The organism is Pseudoalteromonas sp. A25, assembly GCF_009176705.1.
Classification (GTDB): Bacteria; Pseudomonadota; Gammaproteobacteria; order Enterobacterales; family Alteromonadaceae; genus Pseudoalteromonas.
Window position 1 is genome coordinate 3213136 of sequence record NZ_AP021846.1, and the last position, 16621, is coordinate 3229756.

Annotated in this window: 18 protein-coding genes; 12 read left to right on the forward strand and 6 right to left on the reverse strand. The window is 42.6% G+C overall.

Going from position 1 to position 16621, the window contains the following annotated elements:
• Window positions 1-46 precede the first annotated feature (46 nt).
• The 5 genes from GDK41_RS13865 (at window position 47) to yacG (ending at window position 4898) form a co-directional block, all read left to right on the forward strand.
• The gene (locus GDK41_RS13865; protein WP_152086966.1) at window positions 47-1276 is read left to right on the forward strand and encodes a type II secretion system F family protein; all 1230 of its coding nucleotides are present in this window, start codon (window positions 47-49) and stop codon (window positions 1274-1276) included.
• Window positions 1277-1303: 27 nt separating this feature from the next.
• Window positions 1304-2191, forward strand: a complete 888-nt coding sequence (locus GDK41_RS13870) for a prepilin peptidase (RefSeq protein WP_152086967.1) — start codon at window positions 1304-1306, stop codon at window positions 2189-2191.
• Between the two features lie 7 nt (window positions 2192-2198).
• Window positions 2199-2816 (forward strand): dephospho-CoA kinase, encoded by a 618-nt coding sequence (coaE, locus tag GDK41_RS13875; RefSeq protein WP_152086968.1) that lies wholly within the window; start codon window positions 2199-2201, stop codon window positions 2814-2816.
• Window positions 2817-2905: 89 nt separating this feature from the next.
• Window positions 2906-4594 (forward strand): type IV-A pilus assembly ATPase PilB, encoded by a 1689-nt coding sequence (gene pilB, locus GDK41_RS13880; protein WP_152086969.1) that lies wholly within the window; start codon window positions 2906-2908, stop codon window positions 4592-4594.
• A gap of 58 nt (window positions 4595-4652) precedes the next feature.
• Window positions 4653-4898, forward strand: coding sequence for a DNA gyrase inhibitor YacG (gene yacG, locus GDK41_RS13885; protein ID WP_152086970.1), 246 nt, complete (start codon window positions 4653-4655; stop codon window positions 4896-4898).
• Window positions 4899-4940: 42 nt separating this feature from the next.
• On the opposite strand, the gene GDK41_RS13890 is transcribed toward yacG, so the two are convergent.
• Window positions 4941-5363 (reverse strand): Spy/CpxP family protein refolding chaperone, encoded by a 423-nt coding sequence (locus tag GDK41_RS13890; RefSeq protein WP_152086971.1) that lies wholly within the window; start codon window positions 5361-5363, stop codon window positions 4941-4943.
• 151 nt (window positions 5364-5514) lie between these two features.
• On the opposite strand from GDK41_RS13890, the gene GDK41_RS13895 reads away from it, so the two are divergent.
• From GDK41_RS13895 to GDK41_RS13905, 3 genes are read left to right on the forward strand one after another with little or no spacing between them, the layout of a single operon-like run.
• Window positions 5515-6201 (forward strand): response regulator transcription factor, encoded by a 687-nt coding sequence (locus GDK41_RS13895; RefSeq protein WP_152086972.1) that lies wholly within the window; start codon window positions 5515-5517, stop codon window positions 6199-6201.
• Window positions 6182-7594, forward strand: coding sequence for an ATP-binding protein (locus GDK41_RS13900; protein ID WP_152086973.1), 1413 nt, complete (start codon window positions 6182-6184; stop codon window positions 7592-7594). Before GDK41_RS13895 ends, GDK41_RS13900 begins: the two co-directional genes overlap by 20 nt.
• Window positions 7591-8559 (forward strand): alpha/beta hydrolase, encoded by a 969-nt coding sequence (locus GDK41_RS13905; protein WP_152086974.1) that lies wholly within the window; start codon window positions 7591-7593, stop codon window positions 8557-8559. Before GDK41_RS13900 ends, GDK41_RS13905 begins: the two co-directional genes overlap by 4 nt.
• Here GDK41_RS13905 and GDK41_RS13910 read toward each other — a convergent pair.
• Window positions 8508-9344 carry a cation diffusion facilitator family transporter gene (locus GDK41_RS13910; RefSeq protein WP_232056569.1) on the reverse strand — a complete coding sequence of 279 codons (837 nt, stop codon included), beginning with the start codon at window positions 9342-9344 and terminating at the stop codon, window positions 8508-8510. The two genes, GDK41_RS13905 and GDK41_RS13910, sit on opposite strands and share 52 nt — an antisense overlap.
• 248 nt (window positions 9345-9592) lie before the next feature.
• Between GDK41_RS13910 and trmL the strand changes: the two genes are divergently transcribed.
• Window positions 9593-10057 carry a tRNA (uridine(34)/cytosine(34)/5-carboxymethylaminomethyluridine(34)-2'-O)-methyltransferase TrmL gene (trmL, locus tag GDK41_RS13915; protein WP_152087592.1) on the forward strand — a complete coding sequence of 155 codons (465 nt, stop codon included), beginning with the start codon at window positions 9593-9595 and terminating at the stop codon, window positions 10055-10057.
• A gap of 19 nt (window positions 10058-10076) precedes the next feature.
• Here trmL and gpsA read toward each other — a convergent pair whose 3' ends face one another.
• From gpsA to GDK41_RS13935, 4 genes are read right to left on the reverse strand one after another with little or no spacing between them, the layout of a single operon-like run.
• The gene (gene gpsA, locus GDK41_RS13920; RefSeq protein WP_152086975.1) at window positions 10077-11084 is read right to left on the reverse strand and encodes an NAD(P)H-dependent glycerol-3-phosphate dehydrogenase; all 1008 of its coding nucleotides are present in this window, start codon (window positions 11082-11084) and stop codon (window positions 10077-10079) included.
• A 3-nt stretch (window positions 11085-11087) separates the two neighbouring features.
• The gene (gene secB / locus GDK41_RS13925; RefSeq protein ID WP_152086976.1) at window positions 11088-11573 is read right to left on the reverse strand and encodes a protein-export chaperone SecB; all 486 of its coding nucleotides are present in this window, start codon (window positions 11571-11573) and stop codon (window positions 11088-11090) included.
• A 37-nt stretch (window positions 11574-11610) separates the two neighbouring features.
• Complete coding sequence (grxC, locus tag GDK41_RS13930; RefSeq protein WP_152086977.1) at window positions 11611-11868, reverse strand: glutaredoxin 3; 258 nt, start codon at window positions 11866-11868, stop codon at window positions 11611-11613.
• Window positions 11869-11879: 11 nt separating this feature from the next.
• Window positions 11880-12311, reverse strand: coding sequence for a rhodanese-like domain-containing protein (locus tag GDK41_RS13935; protein ID WP_152086978.1), 432 nt, complete (start codon window positions 12309-12311; stop codon window positions 11880-11882).
• Window positions 12312-12603: 292 nt separating this feature from the next.
• Between GDK41_RS13935 and gpmM the strand changes: the two genes are divergently transcribed.
• From gpmM to GDK41_RS13950, 3 genes are read left to right on the forward strand one after another with little or no spacing between them, the layout of a single operon-like run.
• Entirely contained in the window at window positions 12604-14148 is a 1545-nt protein-coding gene (gpmM, locus tag GDK41_RS13940) for a 2,3-bisphosphoglycerate-independent phosphoglycerate mutase (RefSeq protein ID WP_152086979.1), read from the forward strand.
• 2 nt (window positions 14149-14150) lie between these two features.
• Window positions 14151-15284, forward strand: coding sequence for a murein hydrolase activator EnvC family protein (locus tag GDK41_RS13945; RefSeq protein WP_152086980.1), 1134 nt, complete (start codon window positions 14151-14153; stop codon window positions 15282-15284).
• Window positions 15285-15322: 38 nt separating this feature from the next.
• Window positions 15323-16549 (forward strand): S41 family peptidase, encoded by a 1227-nt coding sequence (locus GDK41_RS13950; protein WP_152086981.1) that lies wholly within the window; start codon window positions 15323-15325, stop codon window positions 16547-16549.
• The last annotated feature ends 72 nt before the right edge of the window (window positions 16550-16621 follow it).

Below are 16621 nucleotides of genomic sequence, written 5' to 3' on the forward strand. Positions count from 1 at the left end.
TATCAGCTGCTTTTCTTTAGTAAACTCTTTAAAAAGTGATCCTAATATGTCAAAAAACACTGATGATAAGTCATTAGATACTTTCAAATGGGTTGGAGTCAGTACACGAGGCAAGCGCCTTGAAGGTGAAATGACAGGCACTAGTATTGCGCTGGTAAAAGCGCAGCTACGCAAGCAAGGCATCACCCCCTCTAAAGTCAAACGCAAACCTAAAGCACTCTTTGGCCTAAATCGTACGCCCAAAATCGATGCCAAAGACATCGCTGTAACAACGCGACAAATTGCCACCATGCTTAACGCTGGCGTGCCATTAATTCAAGTTTTAGACATGATTGGCTCTGGGATCAATAATAAAAGTATGAAAAAGCTGATAACTTCAATTGCCGATGAAGTTAGAGCTGGACAACCTTTATCTAAATCACTGCGCGCCTACCCGCGCCACTTTGATGACTTGTATTGTGACTTAGTGCAATCAGGAGAACAGTCTGGCTCTCTTGACCGTGTATTTGAGCGCATTGCGGTATATAAAGAAAAAGCCGAAGCACTTAAGTCAAAAATAAAAAAAGCGTTGTTTTATCCAATTGCGGTGATAATCGTTGCCCTCATAGTGACTTCTATTTTATTAATCTTTGTTGTGCCGCAATTTCAAGAAATTTTTAACGGTTTTGGGGCTGAACTCCCTGCTTTTACCCTGATGGTTATTGCTATTTCTGAGGTTATGCAGAAATACTGGTGGATACTACTTGGCGTGCTATTTTTAGGTGGCTACACCTACAAAGAAATGCTATTTCGCTCTAAGGCACTGCGTAACTTTAACGACCGATTGCTACTCAACTTACCGGTTGTTGGGCAAATATTAGATAAAGCAGCTGTTGCACGTTATGCCCGAACACTCTCAACCACCTTTGCCGCTGGCGTACCTTTGATAGATGCGCTTGACTCTGCGGCGGGTGCATCCGGTAACGCAATATTTAGAAATGCCATTTTAGACATAAAAAGTGAAGTAAGCTCAGGTAACCAGATGAATTGGGCAATGAGAAATACCAGCGTCTTCCCCGACATGGTAATACAAATGGTTGCCATAGGTGAAGAGTCTGGTTCACTCGATAGTATGCTAGCTAAAGTTGCCAGCATTTATGAGCAAGAAGTGGACGATCTCGTTGATGGCTTATCAAGCTTACTTGAGCCTTTAATTATGGCGGTGCTGGGCGTTTTAATTGGTGGCCTTATCATAGCGATGTATCTGCCTATCTTCCAATTAGGGTCGGTTATTTAACCTGCCCTTTTAATAATAAGAATAACGATGCTTGAAGTACTTCAACTAATGCAGTCACACTCTTGGTTTTTTTACCTCGTAGTAGGAATGGTTAGCCTATGTATAGGTAGTTTTTTAAATGTGGTTATCTACCGTCTGCCCAAAATACTGCATCAGCAATGGCGCAACGAGTGTGAGCTACTAGTTAACGATAACTCTGCCACAGAGCAACAAAATACAAATGCATCTACATTTAATTTAGCAACGCCCAGTTCTCACTGTCCTTCGTGTAATGCCAAAATAAAGCCTTGGCAAAATATACCTTTGCTAAGCTGGTTAATATTACGAGGTCGATGCAGCCAGTGCCAAACAGCAATATCTGTTCGCTACCCCTTGATTGAGCTTGGCACGGCTATAAGTTCATTATTTATTGCTTGGTATTTTGGGCCAACGCCGCAAACAGCTTTATACCTTGTACTAACATGGACGCTGATTGCACTTATTTTTATCGATATTGATCATATGTTATTGCCAGATCAACTCACACTCCCGCTGCTGTGGTTGGTGCTCATCGCCAGTACATTTAACTTAACAATTGCCCCTAGTGAGGCTATCGTTGGCGCAGCCGTCGGCTACTTGAGCTTATGGAGCGTCTATTGGCTATTTAAGTTGGCGACAGGCAAAGAAGGCATGGGCTATGGAGATTTTAAGTTACTTGCCGTTTTTGGCGCCCTATTAGGCTGGCAAGCCATTTTAACCATTGTGCTGTTATCAAGTCTTGTAGGAGCAGTCATAGGTAGCATCCAATTAGTAATCCAAGGCAAAGATAAGAGTACACCGATCCCATTTGGTCCCTACTTAGCCATAGCCGGTTGGTTAACACTGCTATATGGCGAGGCCATTGTAGACTGGTATTTTAGTTTTATTTTGGCGTGATATTATTATGAGTAATTGGGTATTAGGACTAACAGGTGGCATTGGCGCAGGAAAAACAGCAGTGAGTAATGCCTTAGCAAAAAAAGGGATTGCGATTGTTGATGCAGATGTCATCGCCAAGCAAGTCGTTGCTATCGATAGTGCTGGTTTAAAAGCAATCGAGAAAAGATTTGGCACTGATATACTTGACTCAGAAGGTAATTTAAATAGAGCCAAGCTACGTGCCATTATCTTTTCAGATGAATCTAGTAAAGTATGGCTTGAGCAACTACTTCACCCGATGATCCGCGATGAGATCCTATCACAACTACAGCAAGCAACCGGTCCTTATGTTGTGTTATCTGCACCATTACTTTTTGAAAATGGCCTAGATAAACTATGTGATCACACCCTACTTGTGGACGTACCAGAACATATCCAAGTGGCACGCACCACAGCACGTGATGATGTATCCAATGAGCAAGTAAAAAGCATTATCGCAGCACAAATGTCTCGCTCTGAGAAACAAAAGCGCGCAAATACTATTCTAAATAATGATAAATCATTAACTGATATGTATAATGAATTAAATATACTACATCAAAACTTTGTTTCTACTGCATTAAATCATTCAACAAATGGTTAAATTAGCATATTACATTCGGGTCTATAAGTTTATTTATATCCAAATAATGTAAATTAATAACTAGTTGATATGACTATGTCTGAGGGCTTATGGAACATCATTCACCGTTATTACGTAAATTTATTACGCTTGGCCGAGTAACACCAGAACAAATCAAAAGTAAGCAACAAGAGGCACAATCAACCGCCGAGCTCATTTGCTTATGTAGCGGCATGAGCAGTGCAGCGCTTGCACAGCAATGCTTAGATTTATTTCGCGTCCCATTATTCGACTTAGACGAGTTTGACATAGCGCAAATCCCTGAAAAGCTGATAAACGATAAACTTATCCGTAAGCACCAGGTATTACCGCTTTATAAAAAAGGTCGCAAATTATACATTGCCGCCTCAGATCCAACAGATTATGGTGCATTTGAAAACTTTGAATTTAGCAGTGGCTTACAATGTGATGTGGTTGTGGTTGACCATAAGCAACTTGAAAAGAAAATTGAGCAACTGTTTGACTCTTCTGAAGGCTTATCGCTAAGTGAAGACGAATTCAAAGAATTTGCCAATCTCGATGTAGAGGATGAGCAAAACGCTCTACAAAATAATAACGACAAAGAAAAAGATAAAGATGACGCTCCTATCATTGTTTACATCAACAAAATACTGATGGATGCAATCAAAAAGGGGGCATCAGATCTTCATTTTGAACCTTACGAGCATAAGTACCGTGTTCGCTTTAGAATCGACGGTATCTTGCATGAAATGGCAAGCCCGCCGATCACATTGGCGACTCGTATTTCAGCACGTATTAAAGTAATGTCTCGTCTCGATATTGCAGAAAAACGTAAACCGCAAGATGGCCGTATCAAACTGAAAATATCAGAGCGTAAAAGTATCGATTTTCGTGTTAGTAGCATGCCCACCATGTGGGGCGAGAAAATAGTAATGCGTATTCTTGATTCATCTAGTGCAATGATGGGCATAGATGCGCTTGGGTACGAGCCAGAGCAAAAGCAAATGTATCTCGATGCTCTAGGACAACCACAAGGTATGATCCTAGTAACTGGACCGACAGGTTCAGGTAAAACCGTCTCTTTATACACCGGCTTAAACATATTAAATAAGCCAGAGCGCAACATCAGCACCGCAGAAGATCCGGTAGAGATCAATCTAGAAGGTATCAATCAGGTTCAGATCAACCCCAAAGCCGACATGACGTTTGCGAATGCATTAAAAGCCTTTTTACGACAAGACCCTGATGTGATCATGGTCGGTGAGATCCGTGATCTAGAAACTGCAGAAATCTCTATCAAAGCAGCACAAACTGGTCACTTAGTAATGAGTACCTTACACACCAATTCAGCGGCAGAAACTCTCACTCGTTTACTAAATATGGGTGTACCCGCATACAACGTTGCCAGTTCCGTTAACCTCATCATTGCACAACGTTTGGCTAGACGCTTATGCAAGCACTGCAAAGAACCCGAAACACTACCGCAAGAAGAATTGCTAAATCAAGGTTTCACGCAAGCACAGTTAAGTCAAATAACCTTATTTACGCCCAAAGGTTGCGAACACTGTACAGACGGTTACAAAGGCCGAGTTGGTATTTACGAAATGGTCAAAATTACCCCAGAAATAGCCCAGTTAATCATGGCTGGGGGTAACTCGATGGAAATTGCCAAAATAGCCAGTCAACTCGGTTTTGCAAATTTAAGAACCTCAGGTCTTAAAAAAGCAGCCTCTGGCGTCACATCGTTAAGCGAAGTAAACCGAGTTACCAGCTATTAGTGGTATCTCAGTTTAAATTTATTTACACTGTGGGCAAAATATCTCAAGGGAGCCGTTTATGCCCACAGTAGTAAAATGTCCAACCTGCCAAGCTGACGTAATTTGGTCTGAACAAAGCCCAAATCGCCCCTTTTGTTCAAAGCGTTGCCAGTTAATTGATCTTGGTGAATGGTCTTTTGAAAACAACAAGATTTCTACTGCAATTACATCAAATACGCAAATGGATGCGCAAGATCAACAAGATATGCTTGAAGACATCGAAGCCATGCTTGCTAAAAGTGAAGATTCATTTTTCAAAGAATAGCAAAGGCGCAAAGGCGCCCTCCATCCTATACATATGCAAAGACTATTTTGTATGCCTATGCGCTTTTCGCTGCTTGAGCTTTTCCATTTTTGCGCGCTGCTCGGCAGTAAGCACCTGCCAGATCTGCTGTTTACTTCTTAGTTTTGCAAGTAACAGGTCATTTTTGGCGTCACTACTTTTAGCAATTAAAGCGCGAGCTTGCTGCTCATCAAAATAGTCGTTTTCAATTAACGCTTTGAATGCATCTTTATTATTGTGACGTGTCATTTTGAGCGCTTTCATTGACGCCTTTTTTTGCTCCACTATTGTCGCAATTTTATCTTGTTGTGCTTGGGTTAAATTTAATTTTTTTGCCGCCTTCTCTGAGAGTAAAAAGTGTTCTGCGTGATGTCCTGCATGTCCCACCGCGCTAAATAGTAAACCGCCACTGATCATTAATATTGAGATTGCTGATTTTACTTTCATTTTATTGCCTTATATTTGCTCTTGAACTTACATTTTTAGCTTAGCGAATGGGATGAAAAGTAACGCAAAGCAATGTAAAGACTACGTAAAGATCTGCAATTTCATATTTTGCAAGGTAAACTAGAATAATGAAGTAATGAGAAATACGCTTATGAGCAAGCTGCTACTTATTGAAGATGACCATACATTAAGTGACCTTTTAAAGGAGTATTTAACTAACCAAGGTTGCCAAGTCTTTCAAGCATTCGATGGTGAACAAGGATTATTACAAGCAACTCAAGGACATTACGATGTGATCCTGCTTGATGTTATGCTACCTCTGTTAGATGGCTTTGAAGTACTCAAAAGGTTGCGCGCCACTCATTTAACCCCTGTCATTATGCTTACGGCTAAAGGGGATGATTTCGACCGAATTTTTGGGTTAGAGCTTGGTGCAGATGACTACTTACCTAAACCCTTCAATCACCGCGAGCTACTAGCAAGAATTCACGCGATAAGTCGTCGTATTGAGTTTGTAAAACAAGCCAGTAACCATAATGCTGAGCTCATTATTAATAGTGTCACGCTCAACCATCTCGCTCGCCGAGTACATGTATTAGGGCACGAGCTGACATTAACGGGCACAGAGTTTTCAGTACTACATCAACTCATGAGCCATGCAGGAGAAGTGGTTACCAAAGACTCTTTGAGTCAACAAGTATTAGGCCGCAGGCTAGCCCCTTTTGACCGCTCTATTGATATGCATGTCAGCAACTTAAGAAAGAAAATCGCACAATACAATAACGCCAATTGCATTCAAACTATCAGAGGAAGTGGTTATGTCTTTTTGGCACAATGATCTGATAAAAAACAATATTGTTTCATGGGCCAAATTTAAACCTTCTGGACTATTTTTGCAGGCATTTTTAGCTTTTTGGCTGACTATCATCAGCATTTTACTACTATTGGTGGCACTGAGCCAATTGCAGCCAGAGCAATTAGAAACCAAACCGCTCAAAGGAAAGCTACGTGATACCATCAGTCACCTTACACACAATATCGAGCGTTTGGTTAACGTGAAGCAAAAGCCGATCAACAAGGTCATTGCTCATCCTCGTTTTAATCAACATAAATGGCTTTATTTGGCACATGAAAATATTGAACAAAGTATCAGCTCTGAAGTAAACAAATATAACCTTGACCTGTCTTTGCTGCATTTTCAAACGTCAGATCAGCCTTTATTTATCGCAACTGAGCGATATTTTGCCTATGGCCCATTTCCTATTAAACTTAACAACGAGCATTACCTATTATATCAAATTAAACCTGTTCGAGAGCCAGCCTTGATGATGCGCATTAAAATGCTGCCATTTTGGCTCAAGGCTGTTGCCGTTATATTACCGTCTATTTTGCTAAGCGTTCTATTTAGTCGTCGCTTGGTCGCGCCGCTAAACTCTCTGGGCGGCACAGCCAAGTCTCTGGCCCGTGGTCAATTAAACGCCCGAGTAAACATCCCCAAACATCGCCATGATGAAATCACCACGCTCATGCACGACTTTAATCATATGGCTGATAAACTTGAGCAAAGCGTATTGACCCACAAACAGCTACTGGCAGACGTGTCACATGAGCTACGCTCACCATTAACCCGACTCACACTCGCCAATGCGCTTGCACAAGATCATGCCAATGCAGCTCAATTAACGTACCTTGCCCGCATTGAAAAAGAAGCCCACTGTTTAGATAAAATGCTATCCGATATCCTTACGCTATCGCGTTTAGAATACGGCCAAGAAAGCTTGCATTTACAACAAGTCAGTTTTGCGACGCTGCTGGATAATGTACTTTTAGATGCTCAGTTTGAAGCAGAGCAAACAGGCAAAACATTAATCGCAAACGCTCCCCCAATGATTAGCTTGCAGTGTAATGGTGAACTCTTAAGTAGCGCCATCGAAAATGTGCTACGTAACGCGATAAAGTACGCACAGACGCAGGTTGAATTGTCATTTCACTTATCCAAAAACGAGGTTGTACTGCGTATTTGTGATGATGGTGAAGGAGTCTCTGATAGTGCTTTGGCGCAACTGTGTCGCCCTTTCTATCGTACAAGCCAATCAAGAAACAGAGACAGTGGCGGCATTGGCTTAGGTTTAGCCATTGCCAAACGTGCTATTTTCGCGCACCATGGTAGCTTAGCGTTTAAACATAATCAGCCGCAAGGCCTAGTGGTTACTATCACATTACCTATATGAACTTTTACAGCTACAGTACACAGCTAGCGCAGCATAATAGCGACATAGAAACACACTGGCAGAACTCTGAACAAGGTTACTTAAAAGCATCCAGTGGTAAACTGTTTTATAGCTATCACATACCTAAAACAGCCAAATATAGTGTTGTACTAGTCAATGGTAGAATTGAGTCTGCTTGGAAGTATCAAGAGCTATTATGGGAACTCGCGCAAAACAACATCGCCGTATTTACTTATGACCATATTGGTCAAGGGTTATCTGAGCGCTTAACCCCTAACCCTCAAGTTGGCTATATTAAAAAATTTACAGATTATGGTGACGATCTGAATGCGTTTATCGAAAAGATAGTCACGCCTTTGCAACAAGGACCGCTCTTTATTCTTGCCCATTCAATGGGAGCGGCCGTTAGCTGTGATTATTTATCGCGCTATTCGCCTGCTATAAATGGCGCTTTCTTATCAGCGCCAATGTTCGATATTCATACTCATAACACACCCTACAAGCTTGCAAAATGGGTGGCCAAAATAGGCTGCTGGGTAGGACTCTCTAAACACTATGCTTTTGGTCAGAGCAACTATTTGCCAGTCGCGTTTGATGAAAACCAGCTAACCCATTGCCACACGCGATATCAGCGCTTTCGCTCATTATATCAAAAGGAAACAGAACTATGCTTAGGGGGAGTCAGTTTTAATTGGCTTAACGAAGTGTTTAATTTCATAGAAAAAATCCCGAGTTTAAACATAACCACCCCATTACTCATTGCCAGTGCTGAACAAGATGAAGTGGTCAATAACCGAGCGCACACACAGTTTATTAAAACTCATCCAAATGCGCATATAAAAACGTTCGCCAATGCTAAACACGAGCTACTTTGCGAAAAAGATGACATTCGACACTCGGTGCTCAACGAGTTTTATCTGTTTTGTGATAGTTTAGGGTTAACCGCCAAAGAAACAGGGTCTTGATGAATTAAAATATCGAGGTCTCCCTCAAAAGCCTGCTGGATCATTGCAACCACTTCATCACTCACTGCATGTGCACGCATCAGTGGCATGTCATCGTCAAGCTCTAAGTGCAACTGAATAAACTTCACTTTGCCACTTTGGCGTGTTCGCAGATCATGCACGCCGTATACATTTTCATGACTTGACGCCAGCATAATGATTTCTGCTTTCTCTTCGTCGGGAAGCTCTCTGTCCATTAGATGCGCGGCACTTTCCTTGGCTATATCCCAACAGTTATAAAGTAAGTACCCTGCAACGCCAATTGCAAAGAGTGGATCGGCATAAATAACGCCATAGTAAGAAAGCAAAATTGCCAACAGCACTGCAATGTTTAATAGCACATCTCCTTTGTAGTGCAGCGAGTCAGCCTTAACAGCGATAGATTGTGTGCGTTTAACGACCTGATATTGAACCGATACAACAAGTAATGTACATACAATAGCAAACAAACTAACCCATACCCCAAGCAATGAATGCTTTAAAACCACGGGGTTAATTAAACGTTCAATCGCGTGAAAAGCTAATAAGCAGGCAGAGCCAGCTATGAACGCAGCTTGCCCCAATCCCGCCAAGGCCTCTGCTTTACCATGTCCAAATCGATGGTCATCATCAGCAGGGCGAAGTGCATAACTCAACACTAAAAAGCTCATTAAAGAGGCACTAATATCTAGTAACGAGTCAGTCAATGACCCAAGCATAGAAGCACTGCCTGATGATAACCATGCCCAGCATTTGGTGATAATCATTAAGCTAACCATTAGCATGGTAAATACACTGGCAAAGCGTACTAATAGCTCATAACTTGGCTTTACATTTTTCTGCATTGACCAAAAGACCTCGAGGACTAGGTTAAAAATTTCTTATTTCAATAGTTTACAGTCTATACGGCACAAGTGAAATAATGATGACATAAATGGATAAAAGCCACAGAGAATACTTACCTAAGCAGGCGTCATTTCGTTATACTAAGCAGCGTAAATTTTTCGAGGTGATTATGTTAGATATCGTGCTTTACCAACCTGAAATTCCACCCAATACCGGCAATATCATTCGCTTGTGCGCAAATACAGGGTATGCGCTTCACTTAATAGAACCTTTGGGTTTTGACTGGGATGATAAACGTGTTAAACGTGCAGGCTTGGACTACCATGAATTTAGTCATGTAAAGCGCCATGCCTCATTCGAGGATTACTTAAAAGATTGCCAACCTAAGCGTGTCTTTGCCTGCACGACAAAAGGAACAAAATATCATCATCAACCTCAGTACCAAGCTGGAGACTGTTTGCTATTCGGCCCTGAAACTCGTGGCCTTCCTGAGGAGATTATTTTTTCACTACCCGAAGAGCAGCGTCTGCGCATACCAATGCGTGCAGATAGCCGTAGTATGAATTTATCTAATGCGGTTGCGGTGTTTGTTTATGAGTCTTGGCGTCAATTAGACTTTATTAATGCAGTATAAAAATAACAAAAAGCGGAGTTTACTCCGCTTTTTGTTCTCTACCAAGTAACGCCATTGCCGCTTCTTTTACATCTTTTTGTTGATATAAAACTTGATAAATTTGCTCTGTGATCGGCATTTCAATGCCACTTCTTTGAGCAAGTAGATACACTTCTTTGGTGTTACGGTAACCTTCAACGACTTGACCAATGCTTTGCATAGCTTCATCTACCGCCATTCCCTTACCCAAGGCTAAACCAAAACGACGATTACGCGATTGGTTATCAGTACAGGTTAAGATCAAATCACCCAAGCCAGCCATACCCATAAATGTTTCAGGACGCGCGCCAAGCGCTGTACCTAATCGACACAGTTCAGCCAAGCCACGTGTGATTAGTGCCGTGCGCGCGTTGGCACCAAAACCAAAACCATCTGACATCCCCGCACCAATTGCAATAACGTTCTTAACCGCTCCGCCCAACTGAATACCGATAAAATCGTCATTGTTGTATACGCGAAACGAACGACCGCAATGGAGTAACTTAGCTAACTGTGCAGCAAAATGACTCTCAGTGGCAGCCACCGAAATGGCTGTTGGCAATCCAGCGGCCATTTCCTTTGCAAACGTTGGCCCTGATAATACCGCTAGCGGAACTTGCTCACCAAGTTGTTGTTGAGCAACTTCTTGCAACAAGCGTCCGGTGTCTGGTTCTAGGCCTTTTGTTGCCCAGGCAACTTTTGCATTAGGTAATAGGTGATCTCGCACCTTTACTAACGTATCAGCAAACGCGTGACTTGGTACAACCAGCAATACGATTTCACTTGCTGTTACAGCGTTAACTAAATCGCTCTCTAACGTTAAAGACTCAGGAAACTGACAATCAGGAAGGTAACGTTGATTTTTGCGCTCAGCTGCAAGCGTCGCAACGTCATCTTTGTTTCGCCCCCATAAAGTCACCTTGTGACCATTACGGGCAAAACAAATAGCAAGGGCGGTGCCATAAGACCCCGCCCCTAATACAGTTACAGCTGACTGAACTGAATTCATTACTTATGCGTCAGCAGTTTGCTCTGCTTGCGCTGCTCTTTGCTGCATATACTGAGCAAACAACGCATCAAAGTTCACTGGTGCTAAGTTTAACTGCGGGAATGTACCACGGTTCACTAGACTCGCTACCGCTTCACGAGCGTATGGGAACAAGATGTTCGGGCAAAATGCTCCTAACATGTGCGCCATTTGTACTTCTTCTAAATCTGCAATTGAGAAGATACCTGCTTGTTGAATTTCACATAAGAATGCAGTTTCTTCACCAATGTTTGCTGTTACCGTCAAAGACAGTACAACTTCAAATACGTTGTTATCTAGCTTGTCTGAACGGGTATCCATGTCTAGCTTAATTTCAGGAGTCCACTCTTTTTGGAAGATCGCTGGAGAATTTGGTGTTTCAAACGAAACATCTTTAGTGTAGATACGTTGGATATTAAACTGCGCTTCTTGTTGTTGTTCTGTCGCGGCATTTTGATTTTGTTCTGTCATGAGTGTTCCTAAATTCTTTGAATTTTATTTAATTTTCTTACAAGTTCAGCAAAGCGTTTAACTCGCCTTTTGCTTCGATAGCCATCATATCGTCACAGCCACCAATGTGATTATCATTGATAAAAATTTGTGGCACAGTGTAACCACCATTGGCTTTTTCTATCATCTGCTCACGTAATTCTGGTCGCTGGCCAATATCGTACTCTGTGTATGTTACACCTTTTGCATCTAGCAGCGCCTTAGCTCTGTGACAAAACGGACAATAATCTTTTGTGTAAATTACAACCTCAGTCATAAAGGCTCCTATTATTTTCCAGTCGTGGTCGGCAGCCCAGCACTTTGCCATGCGCCCATTCCACCATTAAGCACGTATACATGCTCAAAACCTGCTTTGTGCATTGTGTTAGCAATTCCTGAGGCAGTCATCCCCGTGGTACACACCAATATAATGGGTTTACTTTTTTGTTTTTCAAGCCCTGCAAAATCACTTTGTTTTGCCTTTTCTGCGCTTAGCTGCACAGCTCCAGCAATCCTACCCGCATTAAACTCTTTGGCGGAACGAATATCGACGACTTGACCACCTTCACGGTTAACCAATAAAGTTAATTGTTGAGGATTCACCTGCACGATGGCTGAAAACTTACTTTTAAACCAGCTTGCCACTATCATAACGACAAGGGCTAACCAAATAACGCTTAAAATCGCGTTGTTGCTTATAAATTCGATGTATTGTTCCATGCACCTTCCAACTTAACTTTCTAATGTGCGATTTTAACTCACTTCACACACCCATATTATGAATAGCCCAGCAGTATACATTTTGCGTTCGTTTGGGTATAGCCCTTTGTCTTAACATCCAGCGCATATCCCCTCTCACAAGCAGTTAAACTGATAAATAGTTGAGGATAAATCATAGCAACAGGGCTGAATTTTTACGCAAAACAAGGTATGCTAGGCCAACTGTTGTGTCGCGCTAATGTGCCCACCTTTTCCTGTGCACATGTGTTAAATTAGTTCTAAAGGAGCCCAAATGACTGCACAAAAAAAACCACTTGTTCTAATGATTTTAGACGGTTGGGGTTATAGAGAAGAAAGCGAAAGTAACGCTATTTTAGCAGCCAATACCCCTGTGCTAGATCATTTATGGCAAACAAAGCCTCGAACTTTGATTTCTGGTTCAGGGCTCGATGTGGGCCTTCCTGATGGTCAAATGGGTAACTCTGAGGTTGGACACGTTAATTTAGGTGCAGGACGTATCGTATACCAAGACTTTACCCGCATTACTAAAGCGATTGAAGACGGAGAGTTTGAGCACAACCCTGTGTTAGTTGAGAGCATTGATAAAGCGGTTAAAGCCGATAAAGCCGTTCATTTAATGGGCCTTTTAAGCCCAGGTGGTGTACATAGCCATGAAGATCATATCATTGCAGCTATTAAACTCGCAGCAAGGCGCGGTGCAAAAGCCGTTTACTTCCACGCATTTTTAGACGGTCGAGATACGCCTCCACGTAGCGCTCAAGTGTCTATTGAGCGAGTCGAAAAACTATTTTCAGAACTAAAATGTGGTCGCCTTGCATCAATCGTTGGCCGCTACTATGCAATGGACAGAGATAACCGTTGGGAGCGCATAGAAGCAGCTTACAACCTGATGGTGAGCGCACAGGCACAGTACACTTATGCGGATGGTGTAACGGCACTGAATGCAGCATATGAGCGCGACGAGAATGATGAATTTGTCAAAGCCAGTGTTATTCAACCAAAAGGGAGTGACGCTGCCACAATAAATGATGGCGACACCCTGATATTCATGAACTTTAGAGCCGATAGAGCGCGTCAAATGACACGCACATTTGTAGACCAACAGTTCAATGGGTTTACCAAGCAAGTCTCACCTCAGTTAAGCGCATTTGTCATGATGACTGAGTACGCTGCAGATATAGATGCGCCGGTGGCATTCGCTCCTGAAGCACTGACGAACGTACTTGGTGAGTGGCTAGCTAAACATAACAAAACGCAACTGCGTATCTCTGAAACTGAAAAATATGCACACGTGACGTTTTTCTTCAGCGGAGGCAAAGAAGATGAGTTTGAAGGCGAAAAGCGTGAACTGATCCCATCACCACAAGTGGCCACTTACGATCTGCAACCTGAGATGAACTCTGCGTTACTTACCGACAAATTGGTAGAAGCCATTCACAGCGGTGCTTATGATGTTATTGTTTGTAACTATCCTAATGGCGATATGGTTGGCCACTCCGGCGTATTCAGTGCTGCAGTAAAAGCCTGCGAAGCCGTTGATCAGTGTATTGGTCGAGTCGTTGAAGCGCTTGAGCAGGTGGGCGGCGAAGCACTGATCACAGCAGATCATGGTAACGCTGAGCAAATGACTAATGCAAAAACAGGCCAAGCTCACACTGCACATACCTCAGAACCAGTGCCATTTATTTACATTGGCCGAGATGCGGTACCACATGATGGAAAAACCCTCAGTGATGTTGCGCCAACCATGTTGCACTTACTTGGGATGGAGCAACCGAGTGAAATGACTGGCACGCCTATCATGACCTTGAAATAACGATGCTTAATTTGCCCAGTAAGTTATTTGCGCTTGGCATATCATTGGTGGTTACCTCGGTGGCCGCCAATGAGTCTAGAACCAAGCAAGATTTAACTGAAGTACAACAAGAGCTCAAAAAGAGCCAAAAAAACTACCAACAGCAACGAGATAATATCGCGGCGTTGCGTGCAAAACTCAAAGCACAAGAATTAGATATTGCAAAAAATTCAAAGGCACTATCATTAACCAGACGTGGTATTGCTGAAAACCAACAACACCAGTACACCTTGCAAAATGAGGCCAAAAGTCTAGAAAACAAAAAGCAACGCTTACAAAAACTGCTTGCTGCGCAACTCAAAAGTGCCTATATGACGGGTAGCCATGACTATTCAAAAATGCTCTTAAACCAAGAGCAAAGTGCGACTTTAGAGCGAACTATCAGTTACTATGACTACTTCAATAAAGCGAGAATAACGCAGCTAGAAGAGCTGAAACAAGTTTTCTTCGAACTAGCGAAAAACCAACAACAGCTTGAACGTAAGCAAACACAATTAGCTCAACTAAGAGAACAACAAGAACAACGACAAACAGCACTTGTCGCACGCCAAGAAGAGCGCCAAGTACATCTGCAAACGCTCAATAAAGCATTGCAACAAACCGCACAAGCTATCGACTATTTAAAAGAAAACGAACAAACATTGCTTAGCACACTCGAAGAGCTAGCGAGCATTCAACAGCCCGAGGAAGTGGTCCTAGATGGCCTAACACAGAGCAAAGGACAGCTACAATGGCCAAGTCAGGGACGTTTACGTCACCGCTTTGGACAACGTAAACATGCGGGGATGAGCTGGAAAGGAGTCGTTATTCAAGCCCAAGCAGGCACACCTGTTAACAGCATAAAGCAGGGCCAAGTGGTTTATGCCGATTGGCTAAATGGCTTTGGCTGGGTCATGGTTGTTGACCATGGAAAAGGGTTTATGAGCCTTTATGGCCACACTCAAACACTACTAAAAGATGTTGGTGATATCGTCAATGCGGGTGAAACCATCGCGTTAGTTGGCCAAAGCGGCGGACAAATTCGATCTGGTCTATACTTCGAAATACGGCATAAGGGAAGCGCTGTCGATCCGGTAAAATGGTGTAAAGCAAGTTAATTGATTAACCCGTGCTGCACCAACACTTGGAGCAGCACATGAACATATTTTTTCGTATAAAATGCACTTGCAAACGCGTTTATCAAAGTTGGGGCTTACTCGCCCTTAGCATACTGCTATGCCTAAGTTTTGCCACGCCCAATGCGTTTGCAAAGCAACACTACACCGAAGAGCAAGTTGAAGAGATCTTGTTTCACATTCATGCCTACTATGTTGAAGATTTGGTGCTCAGCCACATTGATAAAAACAACTTTGAGCAATTACTTGCGCAACTAGACCCTTATTCGAAATATCTCTCTGAAGCCGAACTCGAAGCTATTTTTAGTGCTGCAAATGGACGCTATACAGGGATAGGGATTGAGGTTGAAGAAATAGCTAATCACGTTGTTATTATCAATACCCTGCCAGGTTCACCTGCAGATATTGCGGGCATTGAAGGTGGTGATAAGCTAGTGGCCATTAACAACCATGACGTAACAAACAAAGACATTGCTTATGTGTCTAAGCTACTGCAAAAAGCAGAGTACTCAATCATTAAAGTTACTGTAGAGAGAAAAGCACAGCAACTGACACTGGCACTACGTCGTCAAGAAATTAACCTAGAGAGCGTCACTAGCCTGTTACTTAGTAATGGCAATGGTTACCTTTCATTGAATGGCTTTAACAATAACACTTACCATGATGTCGCTCGGCATCTAAACCGCTTGAGACTCGAAAATGGCGAAGCACTCAGTGGCTTAATAATTGACTTAAGAGATAATCCCGGTGGCACCCTTACGAGCGCCGTTGCCATCTCAGATCTGTTTTTGGATGCCGGTACCATCGTGTCAACGCAAGGGCGATTTTATGATGCCAATCAGCACTTTAGTGCTCAACAAGGCGATGTACTCAATGGTGCTCCCGTGGTTGTAATGATCAATGAAAATTCAGCCTCCGCCGCAGAAATACTAGCCGGCGCACTGCAAGATAATCGTCGGGCCATCGTCGTTGGAACCCCTTCTTTTGGTAAAGGCTCCGTGCAATCACTCATACCTATCGGCAATGGTACCACCGCACTTAAACTGACCACTGCGCGCTACTACACTCCATCTGGGCGTTCCATTGAAGGCGTTGGTATTGAACCGGATATCCCTCTTACGCAGCAAGTGCTTTCACATTTAAGTAAAAGCGCTATAATGACTGGCGAACAAACAGCCAAAAAAGAGCATTTAGCTAGACTAGACTCTCATTTAACTGATGCAAGAAAGTTACTTAAAAAACATTAAATTATAATTATTAAAAACAATAAGAAATGGGACTGTGCGACGCATATACTGGGGACTTTTAGCGCTGTGGCT